The following is a 15,311-nucleotide window of genomic DNA, read 5'->3' on the forward strand; positions in this document are numbered from 1 at the left end:
CGACCACGAGCGGTCGTGGCGATCGGACCGGATCCATTATTCACTCGGGTCACACGCCCACAGCGGTGAGTGAGCCGTCTGATAGCCAAATATTCCTCGGCCCGCGCTCGCTAACTATCCTGCTGTTCACCGCGCTCTGGACGCGAAACCGCTCACGAACGGCGTGGTCCGCCTGCACTTTGGACGCGCCAGCCCCATCGAGGCCGCAGGCTTCCTGACATCGTAGTCGATCTCGGTCTCCGGCCCGATTCGCGCCCCGCCGTCGACGGACTCGACGCGCAGGGGGACGTCGAGGGTGTTCCCACAGCAGCCGACGCCGACGAACTCCTCCCAGACGTCGCCCGGTTCCGCTCGCTCGCGAGTCTTGCGGAGGAACGCTCCGAACGAAGGCTTCTCGACCTGAAACCGCCCCCAGTCCGAGAGGTCCTCGGGGTACGAGAGGACCAGTCGAGCGGCCATCCGTGCGTCGGTCCCGTCCTCGTTCGGCTCCGCAACCGCGTCGCTCCCCGCAGTTCCGTCGCGTGCTGTACTCGTGTCACTCGAGTGTTTCATGCGCCGACTACGCGCTCGAGCGTGATGACGGGTTCCGTTTCGTTCACCGAGCCAGTACCTGAAATATCGTAATGGAATTGAGAAGGCTTACTTTCGCCGACGGCAACACCCAGGGTATATGGGGACTTTCGCGGTACCGGAAATCGATTACACCCGGTACACCAACCGCCAGCTGGCGGCGGTTCCACTCGCCGTCCTTGCCTTCGCGTTGCTCGTTCTCCTCGGCGGCTACGTCGTCTACGGCACGCCGGTCGAACTGGGCATGGACTTCGCCGGCGGAACCGAGTTGACGATCGAGACGACGAGTTCCGAAGCGGAGATCGAGGCCGCCTTCAGCGAGCAGCCCGAGTCGGTGCAGTCCGTCCAGGCCACCGAGAACCAGTACCTCGTGCAGTTCGCGCCGACCGACGCGGACGTACAGTCGGAGGCAGAGTCGAACCTCGAGCCCGTCTCCGGTAACGACCAGGTCGTCCAGCTCTCGGCGGAGACGTCGGCGAGTTTCGGGGCGGCCGCCCAGCAGACGGCGCTGCTCGGCCTCGGAGCCGCGTTCGTCGGGATGAGCGTCATCGCGTTCGTCCTCTTCCGGACGTTCGTTCCCTCCATCGCTATCGTCATCTCGGCGTTTTCCGACCTCGTGATCCCGCTCGCGTTCATGAACGTCCTCGGGATTCCACTGTCGCTCGGAACCGTCGCCGGACTCCTGTTGATCGTCGGGTACTCCGTCGACTCGGACATCCTGCTGAACAACCACATCCTCAGGCGCAGCGGTGACTTCTACGAGAGCACCCACCGGGCGATGCGCACCGGGATCACCATGACCGTCACGTCGATGGCGGCAATGTTGGTCATGGCCGTCGCCGCGTGGGCGCTCGGCGTCGAACTCCTGCTCTCGGTCGGCCTGATCCTCACCGTCGGGCTGGCAGCCGACCTGATGAACACCTACCTGCTGAACCTCAGCCTGCTTCGGTGGTACAAGTTCGAGGGGGTGGCCCGATGAGCGCCATCGGGTCGATCAAGGCGAACTGGCGCGTCCTGTTGTTGGTCGTCTTCCTTACCGTCGCGCTCGTCGCGCTCTTCCTTCCCGGTGGCGTCATGGGCGGTGAGGAGACGTACCCGACCAACGAGTCCGACTCGAGCATGCACAACCTCGAGTTCGGGCTCGGTCTCGACGGCGGGACGAAGATCAGCGCCCCGGTCGTGGGGATGCACGTCTCGGAGGTGAGCGTCGATGCCGAGGAACCCAACTGGATCGACGCGGCCAGGAGATCCAGGCCACGGTCTCGGAGGAACTGGACCTCGAGACCGGCGACGCCCTCGTCCGGACGGACCACCAGAACGGCGAGGTCAGCGTCGAAGTCTTCACCGGGAACGTCTCGGAAGCGGAGTTCGCCGCGGCGCTCCAGGAAGCCGGCATCGACGTCGCCGAAGAGGACGTCGAACAGGGCGTCACCCAGGCGACCCGCGACGACATCCAGACGACGATCCAGTTGCGGATCAACGAGGCCGGTCTCTCGGGCAGCCAGGTCTCCCAGGCCGAGATGGACGGCACCTACTACATCGTGACCGAGGCGCCCGCGATGACCACCGAGGAGCTTCGATCCCTGCTCGAGTACCGCGGAATCGTCGAGATCGTGATGCACTATCCCGACGGCGAGGGCGGCCAGCAAAACGAGACGGCGCTCGTTCAACAGGACTTCGGGAGCATCGGGACAGCCTCCTATAACGGCGAGGATGGGTACGACTACGTCCCCGTCACAGTCAACCCCGGCCCTGCCGAAGAGTACCAACAGCGGATGGTCGAGACCGGCTTCACCCAGAATCCCAGCAGTTGTAATTACGGAAACCCCGAGGCTGAAGGGTCGAACTACTGCCTGCTCACGATGGTCGACGGCGAGGTCATCGATGCCCACAGCGTCTCCCCGGGACTCGCCGCAGACATGGAAAGTGGTCAGTGGGCCAACGGCGGCCAGTTCCAGATGATCACGCCCAGCCAGCAGGAGGCCCAGACGCTCTCGATCAACCTCCGCGCCGGCGAACTGCGCGCGCCCCTCGACTTCGACCGGGCCCAGACGTACATGATCAGTCCCGCGCTGGCCGAGCAGTTCAAGAACTACTCGCTGCTGATCGGAATCCTGGCCGTTCTCACCGTCAGCGGCGTCGTCTACGTGCGCTACGGCGACCGACGCGTCGCCCTCCCGATGATCGTCACCGCCCTTTCGGAGGTCGTCATCCTCCTCGGCGTCGCCGCCCTCCTGCGGATGCCACTCGACCTCTCACACGTCGCCGGATTCATCGCCGTCGTCGGGACCGGGGTGGACGACCTGGTCATCATCGCCGACGAGGTGTTAGACGAGGGCGACGTCAACTCGAGGCGCGTCTTCGAGTCCCGGTTCCGGAAGGCGTTCTGGGTCATCGGGGCCGCGGCGGCGACGACGATCATCGCTATGTCGCCGCTGGCCGTGCTCAGCCTGGGCGACCTCCGCGGGTTCGCTATCATCACGATCCTGGGCGTGCTCGTCGGAGTTCTGATCACGCGACCGGCCTACGGGGACATCCTGCGCCGGTTGCTGACCGACAAGTAGCTCGTCGGTTTCGCGTTTCGCCCGCTAATCGTCTCGAGTCCTGAATCGATATCGAATGTCCTGGTCGGTTCTGGTGGAGAAGGCTAACTTTGGCTGGATCCGCGCTGCATACGCGAAGAGAGGTGACGCCGTTTGCGGCGAGGAGGATGTCACTCGCTCACTTTCCTGTAGCTTCCCGTCGCTCGCCAGCCGCTACTGGCAGCGTAAACGAGAACGTCGCTCCCTCGCCTGGCTCTGACTCGACCCAGATGTCCCCGCCGTGGCGCTCAACGATCCGCTCACACAGTGCGAGTCCGATACCGGTCCCGTCGTACTCGCCGTGGGTGTGAAGGCGCTGGAACACCTCGAAGATGCAGTCCTGATTATCAGTATCGATGCCGATGCCCTCGTCGCGGACCGACACGATCCACTCGGCCCCATCGCGTTCGGCCGAGGCGTGGATCCGGGGCTTCTCGTCGCCACTGTAGGTGATCGCGTTCTCCAGCAGGTTCTGAAACACCTGGCGGAGCTGGGTGGCATCACCCTCGACGCGAGGGAGGTCGTCGGCGGTAATCTCGGCGTCGCTCCCCGCGATCTGGATCCGAAGATCCGCCAGTACGTCGTCGAACACGGCATCGAGGTCGATGCGTTCCAGCGGATCACCTTGCGTCTCGACCCGCGAATAGGCGAGCAACCCGTCGATCATCTCGCGCATGCGGTTGGCTCCGTCCACCGCAAACTCGAGGAACTCTTCGCCGTCCTCGTCGAGCGCGTTCTCGTACCGTCGTTCGAGCAGCTGAAGGTAAGTCGAGACCATCCGGAGCGGTTCCTGGAGGTCGTGGGAGGCGGCGTAGGCGAACTGCTCGAGCCGTTCGTTCGACGCTTCGAGTCGCTCGATCACCTCTTCTAACCGTTTCTCGCGCTGTTTGCGTTCAGTAATATCCTGGACGGCTCCGCGGAGGAGGCCGCCTTATTATCGACGACCTCCGGGACGCCCTGCAGCCGCAGCCACCGTATGTCCCCGCTGTTCGTACGAATCCGTGCCTCCACGTCGAAGGGGTCGCCCGAGACGAGCGCGTTCTCGACGGCATCCTCGACGATCCCCTGGTCGTCCTCGTGATACATGTCGAGGGCGTCCTCCAGCGGCGGTTCCTCGTCCGCGTCCACTTCCAGAAGCTCGAAGATGTGGTCGGTCCAGAACACGTCCTTCGTTTCCGGGTTGATCTCCCAGCCGCCGACGTCCGCGATGCGTTCGGTTTTCTCGAGTAAATCGAGCGTCCGTTCGAGTTCACGTTCACGCTCGATCTGTTCGGTAATGTCGCGCGTCAACGCAAGTTGGGACGTCGTCCCGTCGGGGCGATGCAGCGGCGCCGCGTGCGTTTCCATGTGCCGGCGCGTGCCGTCTGCCCGATGATGTCGAACTCGGACGCCTCGTTCGCCCCGACAGATCCGCTCGTTGAACTCGCGGAACGTCTCGCGGTGTTCGGGGGCGATCAGCCCGTAGACAGATTCGCCGATCACCGCCGATTCCGAGTCGGCCTCCACCATGTCGAGCCCGGCGGGGTTCATCTGGAGCAGGGTGCCGTCGGCGGCAACGGTCTTTATGCACTCGGGCGCGGTCTCGATGAGTGCACTCAGATACTCTGTGCGCTCGCGCAGTTCCTGCTCGCGCTGGCGGCGCTCGAGTTCGTATTTCACCCACTGCCCCATCAGGTGCTGAAACGTCCGTTCGGCCTCAGAAAACGCGTCCGCTCTCGGTTCGGTCGAAACAAACCAGAACGTCCGGTTACTGTCGTCCTCGAATTCGAGGTACGTTCCGAGGTACGTCCGCACACCGAACTGGTCGTAGCACAGTTTGCCTTCGAACCCATCGCTCACAGGAGCGGTAATCGCACAGGTTCCCCCCTCGTCCGCAGGCACACGGCAGTACGTTTCGGAGAGAGGATACGAGTCGCCCGGAACGAGGTGTTCGTGCTCCCCGTTCGTGATCTCCACCTCGAAGTGATCAGTGTCCGGTTCAGCGACGGCGATCCCGCCGAGTTCCATATCGAAGCGTTCACAGCCAAGATCGAGCAAGTCCTGGAGTTTCTCCTCGAACGCCCGATCGGGATCGGAGGTTATCTCGTACAATTGCCGCTGGGCCCGTTCCCACTTCCTGCGCTCGCTATTGTCGCGGACCACCGCGAGCAGGACCGGACGGCCGTTGTGTTCCATCCGAGACGCAGAGATCTCCGCCGGAATCTGGCCCCGGTTCTTGGTGCGACAGGTAAGTTCATCAGTCCACCCAGTGCCGTCTTCGAACACCCCTTCGACAAATTCCCGGAACGCGTCGAGTTCGTTGGGGTGTACGTCGGAGGGAGCGAGGGCCACCAATTCGTCGTACGTATAGCCGAGCATCTCGGTTGCGGCCCGGTTCGCGTCGACGATCTCGTCCGCTTCGGGGTCAACGATGAGGATGCCGTCGTGACTACTCTCGAAAACTCGCTCCAGGTATTCTTGTCGTTCCGTTAACGCCGTCTTCACCTCCGTCCGCTCTTGCAGCGTCTGCATCATGCGATCGACCTTCGCCTCCATCTTCTCGGAGCCGAAGAACTTCTCGGGTGGTGTGTAGTAGAAGTTCTGTGAGACGGTGCTGTCGGAGACGATGTGCGGATGTGTCTTGATAACGTCGTGGATGACTGCCGCCGGGAACCTCTCTCGGTTGTACTGGCACATGACGGCGTAGTCTTCGTCCTGGTAGAGGGAATTGAGCACGGCCTCGTACTCGACCAGTTCGTCTGCACTCGTGTCTCCCTCCAGTGCCCACGTCATCTCGGCGGCCGCTCTGAGTCCCGTATAGCCATCTTCGTCTTTCGCCTGTTCGAGCGACTCCTCCCAGAATTCCAGCATGGTGGTCTGATCGAACTCGCCGGTCCGGTAGTAGGTGTCCGCTGGTGTGAGGACGGAGAGCGCACCCGATTCGAGGGCGGCGTTCACGTCGATGCCGTCGTCCCGCATCGCCTCCACGACTTCTTCCCTGGAGTTGTCGTCGGCGACGTACAGACACTGTTCGCCACGTTCGAGTCCCTCGGAGATGAACGGAATCGCAGATGCAAATTGGTCTGCAGGGCGCTCGTAGATGAGTGCAAAATGGTCGTTCGAGTGGTCGTGGTTGTTCTCGGGCTCGACCGGCCCACGAAACTCCGAGTGCTGATGCAGCGCCCCCGGCCCACCCTCGCGGTCCGGTTCTCGCTGTCGCGTACCGCGCTCGACCTGGTTACTCACTAAATCAGGTTATTCGCGGAGATTCTTAACTCTGGTCCCCAATTAGACCAGGTGATCGATGGATCACCTACTATTTTAGCAAATGCTGGTTTCGCGTCACCCAGAGCGCCGACACCGGGGACACGTCTCCACGAATCCGTTCTCGTCACCGTGGGTTCGACGGTAATCGATCGAGACCGGGCGACCGCAGCGCAGACAGGTACTCGACTCCGGTGTAAAGTCCATACTCGAGGCTCCGTGGAGCGTGAGAATAGCGCTGTGGGTGGGTATGCAAGGTGGTTCGCGAGCGCTACGAGTGGGCGGTGTGTCGCAAGTATCGCAAACGCGTTACGACAGCTCGCGAACCATCACGATTGCGTCCTCACCATCGTCGTAGTACCGCGGCACCCGCCGCAGCGGGTCGAAGCCGAACCGATCGTAGAGGCGTTTCGCCCCGTCGTTCGATTCTCGGACCTCGAGTTTGACCGAGTGAGCGCCCTGGCTCGCGAGGACGGCGAGCGACCGACCCAGCAGCGCCGAGCCGATACCCGAGCCGCGCCAGTCGGGATGGACGGCGACGTCCTTGACGTGGCCGATGTCGCGGCCGTAGTTCGGCGTCACGTCCGAAACGACGTACCCGGCGACCCGCCCGTCGTCGGTTTCGGCGACCAGAAACCCGGGCTCGCCCAGAAACTGGGTGAACGCATCGTAGGGCCACGGCTGGGGAAACGACGTGTTCTCGATCTGCACGACCGCGAGCAGGTCGGCCCGCTCGGCCTGGCGGATCGTCACGCCGTCTCGAGTCCGCGTCGACTCGGTCGGGGTCGTCACAGGAGGGAGTATCGACGTGAGGGTAAAATAAGTACGCGACCGTTCAGCCGGTTTCGCTGGCTTCGGATTGACCGTCGTTCTCGTTTTCGTTCTCGCTTTCGCTCTCGTCCTCGTCGTTCGCATCTTCCGTGCCGCCGTACTGCGTCTGTTCCTCCTTCGAGAGTTCGCTTCCTTCGTCGTCGGATTCGGACTCGCTCTCGTCTCGGGATCCGGATTCGTTCTCGTCGTCGACCATACGTATCAGGCCGGGATCGCTCCCATATCGAACTCCTCGGTGAGCGTCTTCAGCTCCTCGAGGGCGTCCTGTTCCTCCCGGAGGTTCTCCTCGAGCAGGTCGGCCGCGTCGCCCATGTCCATCTGGGCTGCCAGCGGGATCAGGTTGCCGTAGGCCGCGATTTCGTAGTGTTCGGTCTTCTCGGCGGCCGCCATGTTGTGGTAGTCGAGGACTTCCTGGCTGGGGTCGGTCTCGAGGAACTCCTCGTACTCCTCGATCAGCCCTTCGATGCCCTTACACTCTTCCTTCTCGGGCGGCTCGCCGAAAGCGTCGAACACCTCCTCGAGGCGGTCGATGTGCGTCTGGGTCTCTTCGCGGTGTTCGGCGAAGGCGTTCGCGATCTCCTCGCGTTCCGTGTGCTCCTCGAGGTCTTCCAACGCGTCGAGTAGCTGGTGCTCGGCGTGGTAGATGTCCTCGAGGCCGTGCTCGAACAGGTCCTGGATCGTTTCGGTCATGGAACCACCAGGTCGGACTCCGCCGGGCAGGGACAAACGTCGTCAGCCTGCGATGGCAGGCGGGTTACTCGGACGGTGATTCCGTACTCGAACTCGAACTCGAGCCCGAATCCGTATCCGCAGCCGCCTCGACGCGCCCAGCATGATTCTCCAGGTCGGCCGCCAGCGCCCGCGCCTGCTCGGACGTCAGGCGCACTTCCTCCATGTGCGCCGGCAGGTGCGTCTCGGACATGTTGTCCACCTCGAGTTGCAGTTTGACGTGATCGGGCTGTCTCCGGGCAGCGGTCGCGTCCACCACCGCGTCTCGCTCGTCCTCGAAGTCGTGCCCTGTCACGACCGCGTCCGTGAGGTCCAACGTCGTGTGCGCGGTGACGCGCATGAGTCGGTCGGCCATGGGCTCAGTCGTCCGATGGAATCGGCGATCCGTCGGGCGTCGCCGGCGCGGGACTCTCGTCCAGGGCGTCCTGGTCGGCGTATGGGTACCAGGTCCGCTTGGTGTTGTGCATGTACGGATCCTCGTAGTCGGTCTCCTCGGGTTCGATAAGGTCGGCCAGTTCGTCGTCGTCACGCGCGGCGACGAACTCGCGGAAGCTCTCCTGGCCCTCCCGACGGGCCTCGAAGTTCTCAAGCAGGTTCGCGATCGCACCCGGCACCTCGTCGACGGGGATTCGCTCGCCGACCCAGGAGGCGAACTGCGGATTCTCGCCGAGGCCGCCACCAAGGCCGATGTCGAGCGCCTCGACCGGCTCGCCGTCCTTACGGGTCTTCATCCCCCGCAGGGAGACGTCGGCGATCTGGGGCTGGGCGCACGACGCGGTACACCCCGAGAGGTGAATGTGGAAGTCGTCGACGCCCTCGGGCAGGTCGGCGTTCTCGACCAGCCAGCGCGAGAATCGGACCTGGCGGTTCTTCGTCTCGACGATCGAGAGCGAGCAGAACTCGGTCCCGGTACAAGCGATCGAGCCGCGCTGAAACGGATGCGGATCCGGGCTGTAGGTCTCGAGCAAGGGCTCCGCGAGCAGGTCGTCCAGATTCTCGTCGGGGACGTCCGTGAAAACGACGTTCTGGCGCTGGGTGAGACGAACCTCGCCGGAACCGTACTCGTCGGCGATGTCGGCCAGCTCGAGGGCGTCGTCGGCGCCGATCCGGCCGACGAGGACGTTCAACCCGACGTACGAATTGCCGTCCGGTTGGTCGTGAACGCCGACGTGGTCGTGTTTCCCGGCGGCCTCGCCGGCGTTGTAGGAGTACGACGAGCGCAGGTCCTCGCCTGCGCTCTCGAGGTCGAAGTCGACGTACTCCTCCTGGAGGACGTCGCGAACCTTCTCGGGCCCCCACTCGTCGACGAGGAACTTCATCCGGGCGGCGTAGCGGTTCTCGCGGTTGCCGTAGTCCCGGAACAGGCCCGAGATGCCGCCGGCGACCTCGACCGCCTGTTCGGGCGTGACGAAGACGTCGATGTCGCGGGCGAAGCGGGGCTCGTTGCGAGCGAGGCCACCGCCGACGCGGACGTTGTAGCCGGTCACCGTCTCGCCGTCGATTTCCTTCTCGGCCGGTTCGAACGCGAGGTCGTTGATGTCGCCCTGCCCACAGCCCTCGTCGCAGCCGGTGACCGCCACCTTCCACTTCCGCGGAAGGTTCGAGTGCGCCTCGTTTCGCTTGAACGTGTCGTGGAGGTCGTCGGCCAGCGCACCGGCGTCGACGTGTTCGTGCTCGTCCTTCCCGGCGACCGGACAGCCGACGATGTTCCGCCAGGAGTCCCCACACGCCTGCACCGCCGATAGGCCGACGTCCTCGAGTCGGTCGAAGATCGCGGGGACGTCCTCGAGGTTGATCCAGTGGAGCTGGACGGCCTGACGGGTCGTCACGTCGAGCCAGCCGTTGCCGAATTCAGGATTGGCGGCGGGCCCGTTCGAGTACTCTTTGGCGAGTTCGGCCAGAACGCGAAACTGTCCCGGCTCGAGGACTCCGCTCGGCGGACCGACCCGGAGCATGAAATAGGACTCCTGGCCGGCGCGCTGGTGGTATAGCCCGTACCACTTGAAGCGCTCGAACCAGGCGTCGTGTTCGTCCTCGGGAATCGACTCCCACCCCGACGCAGCGAACTCCTTGATCGCCTCCCTGATATCGGTTCCGTACAGTTCGTCTTTCCAGTTCTCGACGTCGCTTGGCATCTGCACCGGGCTACGCGGACCACCTACAAGGCCCCGGCCGTGGCGTCAGTTCTCCCCGCCTCTCGCCCCTTCCGGCGGTATTTGCCGGCCCGATTCGACCGCTCCGCCAGACGACTGCTCGAGCGTCGCCTGGACGGCCGACGCCTCGTACCGTTCGAACTCGCCGTCGACGACCCGGCCGACCGGCAGGCCCTCGAGCGATGAGTGACGGCCGCACTCGAGACACCGGCCGACCGCCCCCGCAACTACGCTGGTGCCGTCCACGCCGACGTCCGTGAACCCCTCGAGGAGAACGTACGCCGGTTCGCACCGACAGAATCGACCGCGAGCGAGGGTCCAGACGTCGCTCGCGCCGACCGTTCGGGAGTCGTTGACGCTGATCCACGCCCCGTCGTCGAGGGTACGCAACGAGATGACCATGCCCTCGCTTCGGGTGGCAGCCACCTTCGTCCATCGGCCCGTGCAATGCTTCGCCGTTGTCGTGACGGCGAATTCGACGGGAATCGCCAGCATGCGTCGCCGTCTTTCGTTTCAGCCCGTCAGAGATACCAGCAATCGTTACCCGAGAACGGGAGCCGGGGTATCGCTTGCACCCGAAGCCGTACTTAAGCGATGGCCGACCATACGGAGGAGTATGCCCGACGATCCGTCACGGTCACACGACCGCTCATCACGCCGCCAGCCCTCCGAACGCAGGGTACGGAGTCGCCAGCACGTCTCCGCCGACGTGGCTCCGGAATTGCACCTCCCTCCTATCGGATCCGGCGCGTCGCGATCGGTACCGAACGACGATCCAACGGAGGACACACGATGACGAATGCGTCACCCGACGGACGCCAGCTGGACGAATCCGACGACAGCAACGGCAACGAAGGAGACGTCAGCGACCGAGCCACCCCGGAGGCTACTCCCGGTGAGGACGACACGGCCCACCTCGAGGACGTCGACGTCGGCGCTGGCTGTACGGAAATCTGGGAGCACCTCGCCGAGCGACGCGAAGAGTAGCGAGGAGGCCCCAGATGCACCCCTCGACGAACCACAGCGGACCGTCTGAAACGCTTTTTAGGCACGTCGCCCCTATCAGCGGTACATGACCGACGACCACACCGGAGACCGCCGAACTCGAGACGGCGACCCCGGGAACGAGCCTCCGATCCCGACGGATCGAAAATCGCCAGTCGGCGCACCGGTCATCCGGGGCGACGAATCGATCACGGGAACCCACGCTCGCCGGGCCGTCCAGTTCGACCCCGACGACCCGGACAGTCTCGCACTCGCGGCCGAAACCGTCGCCCAGTTCGCCACCGGGTCCGTCGACGAGGACCACCTCTACATGCTCCGCGGCGCCGCAGCCTGTGCCGCGCTCGTTCGCGGCGAGGGATCGTACAAAACCGCCGCCGAGCGAGCGAGCGCCCACCTCAAGGGCGACGAGACGGTCACGGTTTCGTTCATCCGCAAGTGGGCCCGCGTCCACGACCTCCCCCGATCGGTTCGTCGACAGGTCGCCCTCGGCGAAATCGCCCCCTCCGCCGCCAAACACATCGCCCGCGTCGGCGGCGAGGATCGACTCTTGCTCGCCTGGGCCGTCCTCGACGGCGACCTCACCGTCCGCGACGTCCGCCAGGTCGCCAGTCAGGTCAACGACGGGGCCTCGATCGAGCGCGCACTCGACGACTGCGACGTCACCCTCGGCCGCCTCGAACTCACCCTCCCGGCGTCGGCCTACCGCGACCTCCGGCGACGAGCCTCACTCGAGGGCGTCGATCCAGGAACGATCGTTGCGGACGCACTCGAGAACGCACTCGAGTAGCATCGGGAAAGCGTCACAATCCCATCACTGCGACAGGTACGCCCGCGCCGTCTCTGCCAGCACCGCCCCTGCCTCGAGCACCTCGTCCCACTCAATCGTCTCCTCCGGGAAGTGTGCCTGGTTGATGCTCCCCGGCCCGAACAGGACTGTCGGAATCCCCGCCTCGACGTAGTGTCGATTGTCGGCCCCGTAGGTCGCCCCGCGCGGTTCGATTGCCTCGGCGTCGAATCCGCGCGCCGCCATCGCGTTCTGGAGCGCCGAAACCACCGGTTCGTCCGCCGCGATTTCAGCCGGTTCGAACTGTACCGAGAACCGTTCGATCGTTGGCCCGCTGACCCCCGCCGGCCAGGACGGATTGTCCGACAGCGACTCGAGGCGGCTTCGGAGCGCGTGTTCGACGTCCGTCACCGTCTCCCCGGGGGCGACGCCGACCCGAACCTCCGCCGTCAGTTCGTCCGGGACCGAGGACGCCCACCGCCCCGCCTCGACTCGCCCGATACAGATCGGCCACGGAATCGGGAACTCGTCGTACAACGGATGGGAGATGGCCTCGCTTCGTTCCCGTTCGAACGCCTCGCACTCCTCGCGAACGCGCTCGAACGCCGGCAACACCGACGCTCCCCGCCACCGCGTCGCCGCGTGTGCCGACCGGCCCTCGAGGCCGATCCGGATCATCAGGCTTCCCTCGACCGCCGCCACCGGACGCAACTCCGTCGGTTCCGCGACAATCGCCGCGTCTCGCTCGAACGGATAGGGATTTTCGAGTGCTGCCGTGGCTGCACCGATCCCGCCCTCCTCCTCGCCGGCGACGCTCTCGACGACGATCCGACCGTTCAGGTTGGGGTCGTGGTCAGTATTCGTAGCGACCTCTGCCAGGTGACGCGCCGCAAACACGCACACCCCCAGCCCCGACTTCATGTCCGCCGCACCCCTGGCCGTCAGGCGACCGTCGCGCCACCGGGGCTCGAACGGATCACCCTCCCACCCCGACCCCGTAGGGACGACGTCGACATGCCCGTTCAACACCAGCGTCGGCCCCGCGTCAGGATCTCCGAACTCGAAAACTCCGGCAACGCTCGGCCGATCCGCCGTCTCGATGTCGTCAGGGTCGTCCGGGAACGACGGATGCTCGGCTAGAACGGCCGGGTCAGCCTCCCAGGTGTAGGTCCGAAAGCCCGCCGCCTCGAGTTCCTCGCGCAGCCACACCTGGGCCGGCTTCTCGTTTCCTGCAGTCGTCTCGAACGAACAGCACGTGTCGACGAACTCCCGAAGGTCGTCGTCCCAGATGCGGAAATTCATGTGCGAGACCACGTCGGACCCCGATATAATACCGTGGGAGAAAGAAACGTTTAACCACGCGTCCCCGAAAGAGGAGAGTACGGGGCCGGTAGCTCAGTTCGGCAGAGCGTCTGGCTTTTAACCAGACGGTCGCGTGTTCAAATCGCGCCCGGCCCGCTTTTGCCACGAGCACATTCGTGAGTGGCAAAACGGCCCTGCGATTTGAACGCAGGGAGAGCGCAGTCTCGCGAACGAAGTGAACGAGGAAGCGATCGACCGTGTGTTCAAATCGCGCCTGGCCCCTTGCTCCGAGCAGAACCGCGAGGAGCAACGCGATCATACAGCGATCTGAAAGAGACCAGAAAGGCACAGCGAAGCGAGCATTTCTGGGCGTGGTTCACAATCGCACCCGTCTCGCTTTCCTGCCGCGAACACGTTCGTGAGCAGCGAGTTCAGATCAATCCACGTCAGCGACACGAGCGTTCCTCGAGTGTCGAACCGCACCGAACCACACTGAACCGCATCGGACCGCATCGAACCGCACCGAACGAGCCGCAGTTGCCACTCGAGAACGGCCAAAGACTACAGACACCGCAAACCGAAAACCGATAACCGAAAACACACCGATACCAACCACACTGACGAAACGGCACGCGAACCGTGGTCGTCTATAAGTTCGAGCCCTCAGCCTCGCAGCGGCATGAACGCCAACCCGGCCAGCAACACGATCGCGATCACCGACAGTCCGATCGCCCACCAGAACCCGTGGATTCGCTCGTTGTGCTCATCGACTGCCTGGTGTTGAGCCTGGAAACTCTCGACGTCCTCGGTCAGGTAAACGACGTCCTCGCTTGGGAAGTGAACGCCGTAGGGCGTCTGCTCGATCATCACTTCCTCGTTGTGGGAGAGCGATACCTCCGTGACATCCTCACCGGTGTACTCGACGGTCACCTCGTCCGTCTCGATTGTCGTCACCTCAGCGTCAACCTGTTCTTCCATCTCGGATTCGTAGAAGGTCACCTCATCTCCAACCGCGTACTCCTGGGTGTCGATATCGTCAACCTCCGTAACGTGGCGAACGACCTCTTGGCCGTCCTCTTCGACGATCACGTAGACGCCGTCGGGTCGCTCGAGGAACGTGTACTCCTCGGAATCGACCGATTCGATCAGCAAGAACGTCTCCGGTTGGGCCTCGCTTTCGTTTCCGTCACCACCGTCGGCACTCTCGTTTCCGTCACCCTCTCCTGGCGGCGCGTAAATGTAGACGGAATACTCCGTCCCCTCTTCCTCGAACTGAACCGTATCGCCATCGTCCCAGGCGTCACCATTTGCAGCGCTCGCACCGGACCACGCCACGTCAGTTGGAACGGAATCGTTGACGTATTCCAACGTCCCCGTTCCAGCAGCCCCGTCCAGCTCGGACACGTTGTACGTCCGATCCTCGATCGTTATCTCGTCACCCTGCTCGAGTTGGTAGTCCGCATCGGCTTCGTCGATCGTCACCTGCGGTGATTCCGCGGTCGCGATAACGGCGTACGCGCCCGCAGCGACCACCATAAACAGGACGGCGTAGACGATCCCTGCGCGTAATTGCATGTATGAGGCGTTGTCCGCGCGTCGTATAACGGTTACTAAGTTCTCGAAAGAGTGGAGCCAGGGATCGCATTCGCTCGAGCCGAGCCTGGTCGAGATCGACCGCGATTGACTGGTACTCGACGATTTGAAGGTGGCTCCAGGAATTGAAACCGACGCGCTCGAAGGGAGGAGATGAAGCGGTCTAAAGGGACCGGATCAGGGTACAAAACGTGAAAGAGCCAAGGGCCGGATTTGAACCGGCGATGGGTTGCTCTGCAGGCAACTGCGTTCGGCCGAACTCTGCCACCTTGGCGCGCTCGGATGTAGCCACCGCGTTCGTTTAAGCGTAGCGGTACGATTTGCCCGCTGTAAAGACGAAAACCCCACGAGCGCAGTCGCTCGTGAGGGTTGAATAGTGTATGAGTGGGTCGGCGGCGAGCCGGGTTCCCAGCGGGTCTCCCACGCCAGTACTGGCCGAAACGCGGGCGGGCTTAACTGCCGTGTTCGGGATGGGTACGGGTGGTGCCCCGCCGCTCTGGCCGCCGTAATGCCGACTCG

Annotated in this window: 14 protein-coding genes, 2 tRNA genes, 1 rRNA gene and 2 pseudogenes; 5 read left to right on the forward strand and 14 right to left on the reverse strand. The window is 63.9% G+C overall.

All coding sequences use genetic code 11. The features are described 5' to 3' along the window. Positions 1 to 126: 126 nt before the first annotated feature. On the reverse strand, positions 127 to 552 hold the full coding sequence (locus AC6I65_RS00110) for a DUF7968 family protein (protein WP_497902101.1): 426 nt from the start codon (positions 550 to 552) through the stop codon (positions 127 to 129). Between the two features lie 118 nt (positions 553 to 670). On the opposite strand from AC6I65_RS00110, the gene secF reads away from it, so the two are divergent. Further along, positions 671 to 1,549 (forward strand): protein translocase subunit SecF, encoded by an 879-nt coding sequence (gene secF / locus AC6I65_RS00115; protein WP_497902102.1) that lies wholly within the window; start codon positions 671 to 673, stop codon positions 1,547 to 1,549. Next, positions 1,546 to 3,134, forward strand: a pseudogene (locus AC6I65_RS00120) (preprotein translocase subunit SecD). The gene secF and the pseudogene AC6I65_RS00120 overlap by 4 nt, the downstream one beginning before the upstream one ends. Positions 3,135 to 3,291: 157 nt before the next feature. On the opposite strand, the pseudogene AC6I65_RS00125 reads toward AC6I65_RS00120, so the two are convergent. The 9 genes and pseudogenes from AC6I65_RS00125 to AC6I65_RS00165 all read right to left on the reverse strand — a co-directional run. Continuing rightward, a pseudogene (locus tag AC6I65_RS00125) lies at positions 3,292 to 4,056 on the reverse strand (sensor histidine kinase); the annotation flags it as partial. Then, positions 4,020 to 6,377, reverse strand: a complete 2,358-nt coding sequence (locus AC6I65_RS00130; RefSeq protein ID WP_497902103.1) for an MEDS domain-containing protein — start codon at positions 6,375 to 6,377, stop codon at positions 4,020 to 4,022. The gene AC6I65_RS00130 and the pseudogene AC6I65_RS00125, both read right to left, overlap by 37 nt. Before the next feature lie 96 nt (positions 6,378 to 6,473). Beyond that, a complete protein-coding gene (locus tag AC6I65_RS00135; RefSeq protein ID WP_497902104.1) occupies positions 6,474 to 6,602 on the reverse strand; it encodes a DUF7563 family protein in 129 nt (42 codons plus the stop codon). Between the two features lie 102 nt (positions 6,603 to 6,704). Then, positions 6,705 to 7,187, reverse strand: coding sequence for a ribosomal protein S18-alanine N-acetyltransferase (rimI, locus tag AC6I65_RS00140; protein WP_497902105.1), 483 nt, complete (start codon positions 7,185 to 7,187; stop codon positions 6,705 to 6,707). A 43-nt stretch (positions 7,188 to 7,230) separates the two neighbouring features. Then, on the reverse strand, positions 7,231 to 7,422 hold the full coding sequence (locus AC6I65_RS00145) for a hypothetical protein (protein ID WP_497902106.1): 192 nt from the start codon (positions 7,420 to 7,422) through the stop codon (positions 7,231 to 7,233). A gap of 5 nt (positions 7,423 to 7,427) precedes the next feature. Beyond that, positions 7,428 to 7,916 (reverse strand): DUF892 family protein, encoded by a 489-nt coding sequence (locus tag AC6I65_RS00150; RefSeq protein WP_497902107.1) that lies wholly within the window; start codon positions 7,914 to 7,916, stop codon positions 7,428 to 7,430. Positions 7,917 to 7,980: 64 nt separating this feature from the next. Next, a complete protein-coding gene (locus tag AC6I65_RS00155) occupies positions 7,981 to 8,310 on the reverse strand; it encodes a DUF6360 family protein (RefSeq protein WP_497902108.1) in 330 nt (109 codons plus the stop codon). Between the two features lie 4 nt (positions 8,311 to 8,314). Beyond that, positions 8,315 to 10,090, reverse strand: coding sequence for a nitrite/sulfite reductase (locus AC6I65_RS00160; RefSeq protein ID WP_497902109.1), 1,776 nt, complete (start codon positions 10,088 to 10,090; stop codon positions 8,315 to 8,317). 45 nt (positions 10,091 to 10,135) lie between these two features. Continuing rightward, positions 10,136 to 10,510 (reverse strand): DUF8134 family protein, encoded by a 375-nt coding sequence (locus AC6I65_RS00165; protein WP_497903207.1) that lies wholly within the window; start codon positions 10,508 to 10,510, stop codon positions 10,136 to 10,138. A 390-nt stretch (positions 10,511 to 10,900) separates the two neighbouring features. Here AC6I65_RS00165 and AC6I65_RS00170 point away from each other — a divergent pair, with 390 nt between their 5' ends. After that, positions 10,901 to 11,095 (forward strand): DUF8595 family protein, encoded by a 195-nt coding sequence (locus AC6I65_RS00170; protein ID WP_497902110.1) that lies wholly within the window; start codon positions 10,901 to 10,903, stop codon positions 11,093 to 11,095. Positions 11,096 to 11,180: 85 nt separating this feature from the next. Further along, positions 11,181 to 11,900 (forward strand): DUF7119 family protein, encoded by a 720-nt coding sequence (locus AC6I65_RS00175; RefSeq protein WP_497902111.1) that lies wholly within the window; start codon positions 11,181 to 11,183, stop codon positions 11,898 to 11,900. 24 nt (positions 11,901 to 11,924) lie between these two features. Here AC6I65_RS00175 and AC6I65_RS00180 read toward each other — a convergent pair whose 3' ends face one another. Then, a complete protein-coding gene (locus tag AC6I65_RS00180) occupies positions 11,925 to 13,199 on the reverse strand; it encodes a M20/M25/M40 family metallo-hydrolase (RefSeq protein WP_497902112.1) in 1,275 nt (424 codons plus the stop codon). A gap of 82 nt (positions 13,200 to 13,281) precedes the next feature. On the opposite strand from AC6I65_RS00180, the gene AC6I65_RS00185 reads away from it, so the two are divergent. Continuing rightward, positions 13,282 to 13,355: transfer RNA gene (locus tag AC6I65_RS00185), tRNA-Lys, on the forward strand. Positions 13,356 to 13,862: 507 nt separating this feature from the next. Here AC6I65_RS00185 and AC6I65_RS00190 read toward each other — a convergent pair. The 3 genes from AC6I65_RS00190 to rrf all read right to left on the reverse strand — a co-directional run bounded on the left by AC6I65_RS00190 (position 13,863) and on the right by rrf (position 15,300). Continuing rightward, positions 13,863 to 14,774, reverse strand: coding sequence for a DUF8231 family protein (locus AC6I65_RS00190; protein ID WP_497902113.1), 912 nt, complete (start codon positions 14,772 to 14,774; stop codon positions 13,863 to 13,865). A gap of 216 nt (positions 14,775 to 14,990) precedes the next feature. After that, positions 14,991 to 15,066: transfer RNA gene (locus tag AC6I65_RS00195), tRNA-Cys, on the reverse strand. A 113-nt stretch (positions 15,067 to 15,179) separates the two neighbouring features. Beyond that, positions 15,180 to 15,300, reverse strand: a 5S ribosomal RNA gene (rrf, locus tag AC6I65_RS00200). Positions 15,301 to 15,311: the final 11 nt, after the last annotated feature.

It is taken from the genome of Natronosalvus sp. KLKA75, assembly GCF_059736265.1.

Bases quoted from the DNA above. Each gene is read 5' to 3' on its own strand.
- AC6I65_RS00110 (WP_497902101.1), bottom strand. From the start codon at position 552: ATGAAACACTCGAGTGACACGAGTACAGCACGCGACGGAACTGCGGGG.
- secF (WP_497902102.1), top strand. From the start codon at position 671: ATGGGGACTTTCGCGGTACCGGAAATCGATTACACCCGGTACACCAAC.
- AC6I65_RS00135 (WP_497902104.1), bottom strand. From the start codon at position 6,602: ATGGACTTTACACCGGAGTCGAGTACCTGTCTGCGCTGCGGTCGCCCG.
- AC6I65_RS00145 (WP_497902106.1), bottom strand. From the start codon at position 7,422: ATGGTCGACGACGAGAACGAATCCGGATCCCGAGACGAGAGCGAGTCC.
- AC6I65_RS00150 (WP_497902107.1), bottom strand. From the start codon at position 7,916: ATGACCGAAACGATCCAGGACCTGTTCGAGCACGGCCTCGAGGACATC.
- AC6I65_RS00155 (WP_497902108.1), bottom strand. From the start codon at position 8,310: ATGGCCGACCGACTCATGCGCGTCACCGCGCACACGACGTTGGACCTC.
- AC6I65_RS00160 (WP_497902109.1), bottom strand. From the start codon at position 10,090: ATGCCAAGCGACGTCGAGAACTGGAAAGACGAACTGTACGGAACCGAT.
- AC6I65_RS00165 (WP_497903207.1), bottom strand. From the start codon at position 10,510: ATGGTCATCTCGTTGCGTACCCTCGACGACGGGGCGTGGATCAGCGTC.
- AC6I65_RS00170 (WP_497902110.1), top strand. From the start codon at position 10,901: ATGACGAATGCGTCACCCGACGGACGCCAGCTGGACGAATCCGACGAC.
- AC6I65_RS00175 (WP_497902111.1), top strand. From the start codon at position 11,181: ATGACCGACGACCACACCGGAGACCGCCGAACTCGAGACGGCGACCCC.
- AC6I65_RS00180 (WP_497902112.1), bottom strand. From the start codon at position 13,199: ATGAATTTCCGCATCTGGGACGACGACCTTCGGGAGTTCGTCGACACG.
- AC6I65_RS00190 (WP_497902113.1), bottom strand. From the start codon at position 14,774: ATGCAATTACGCGCAGGGATCGTCTACGCCGTCCTGTTTATGGTGGTC.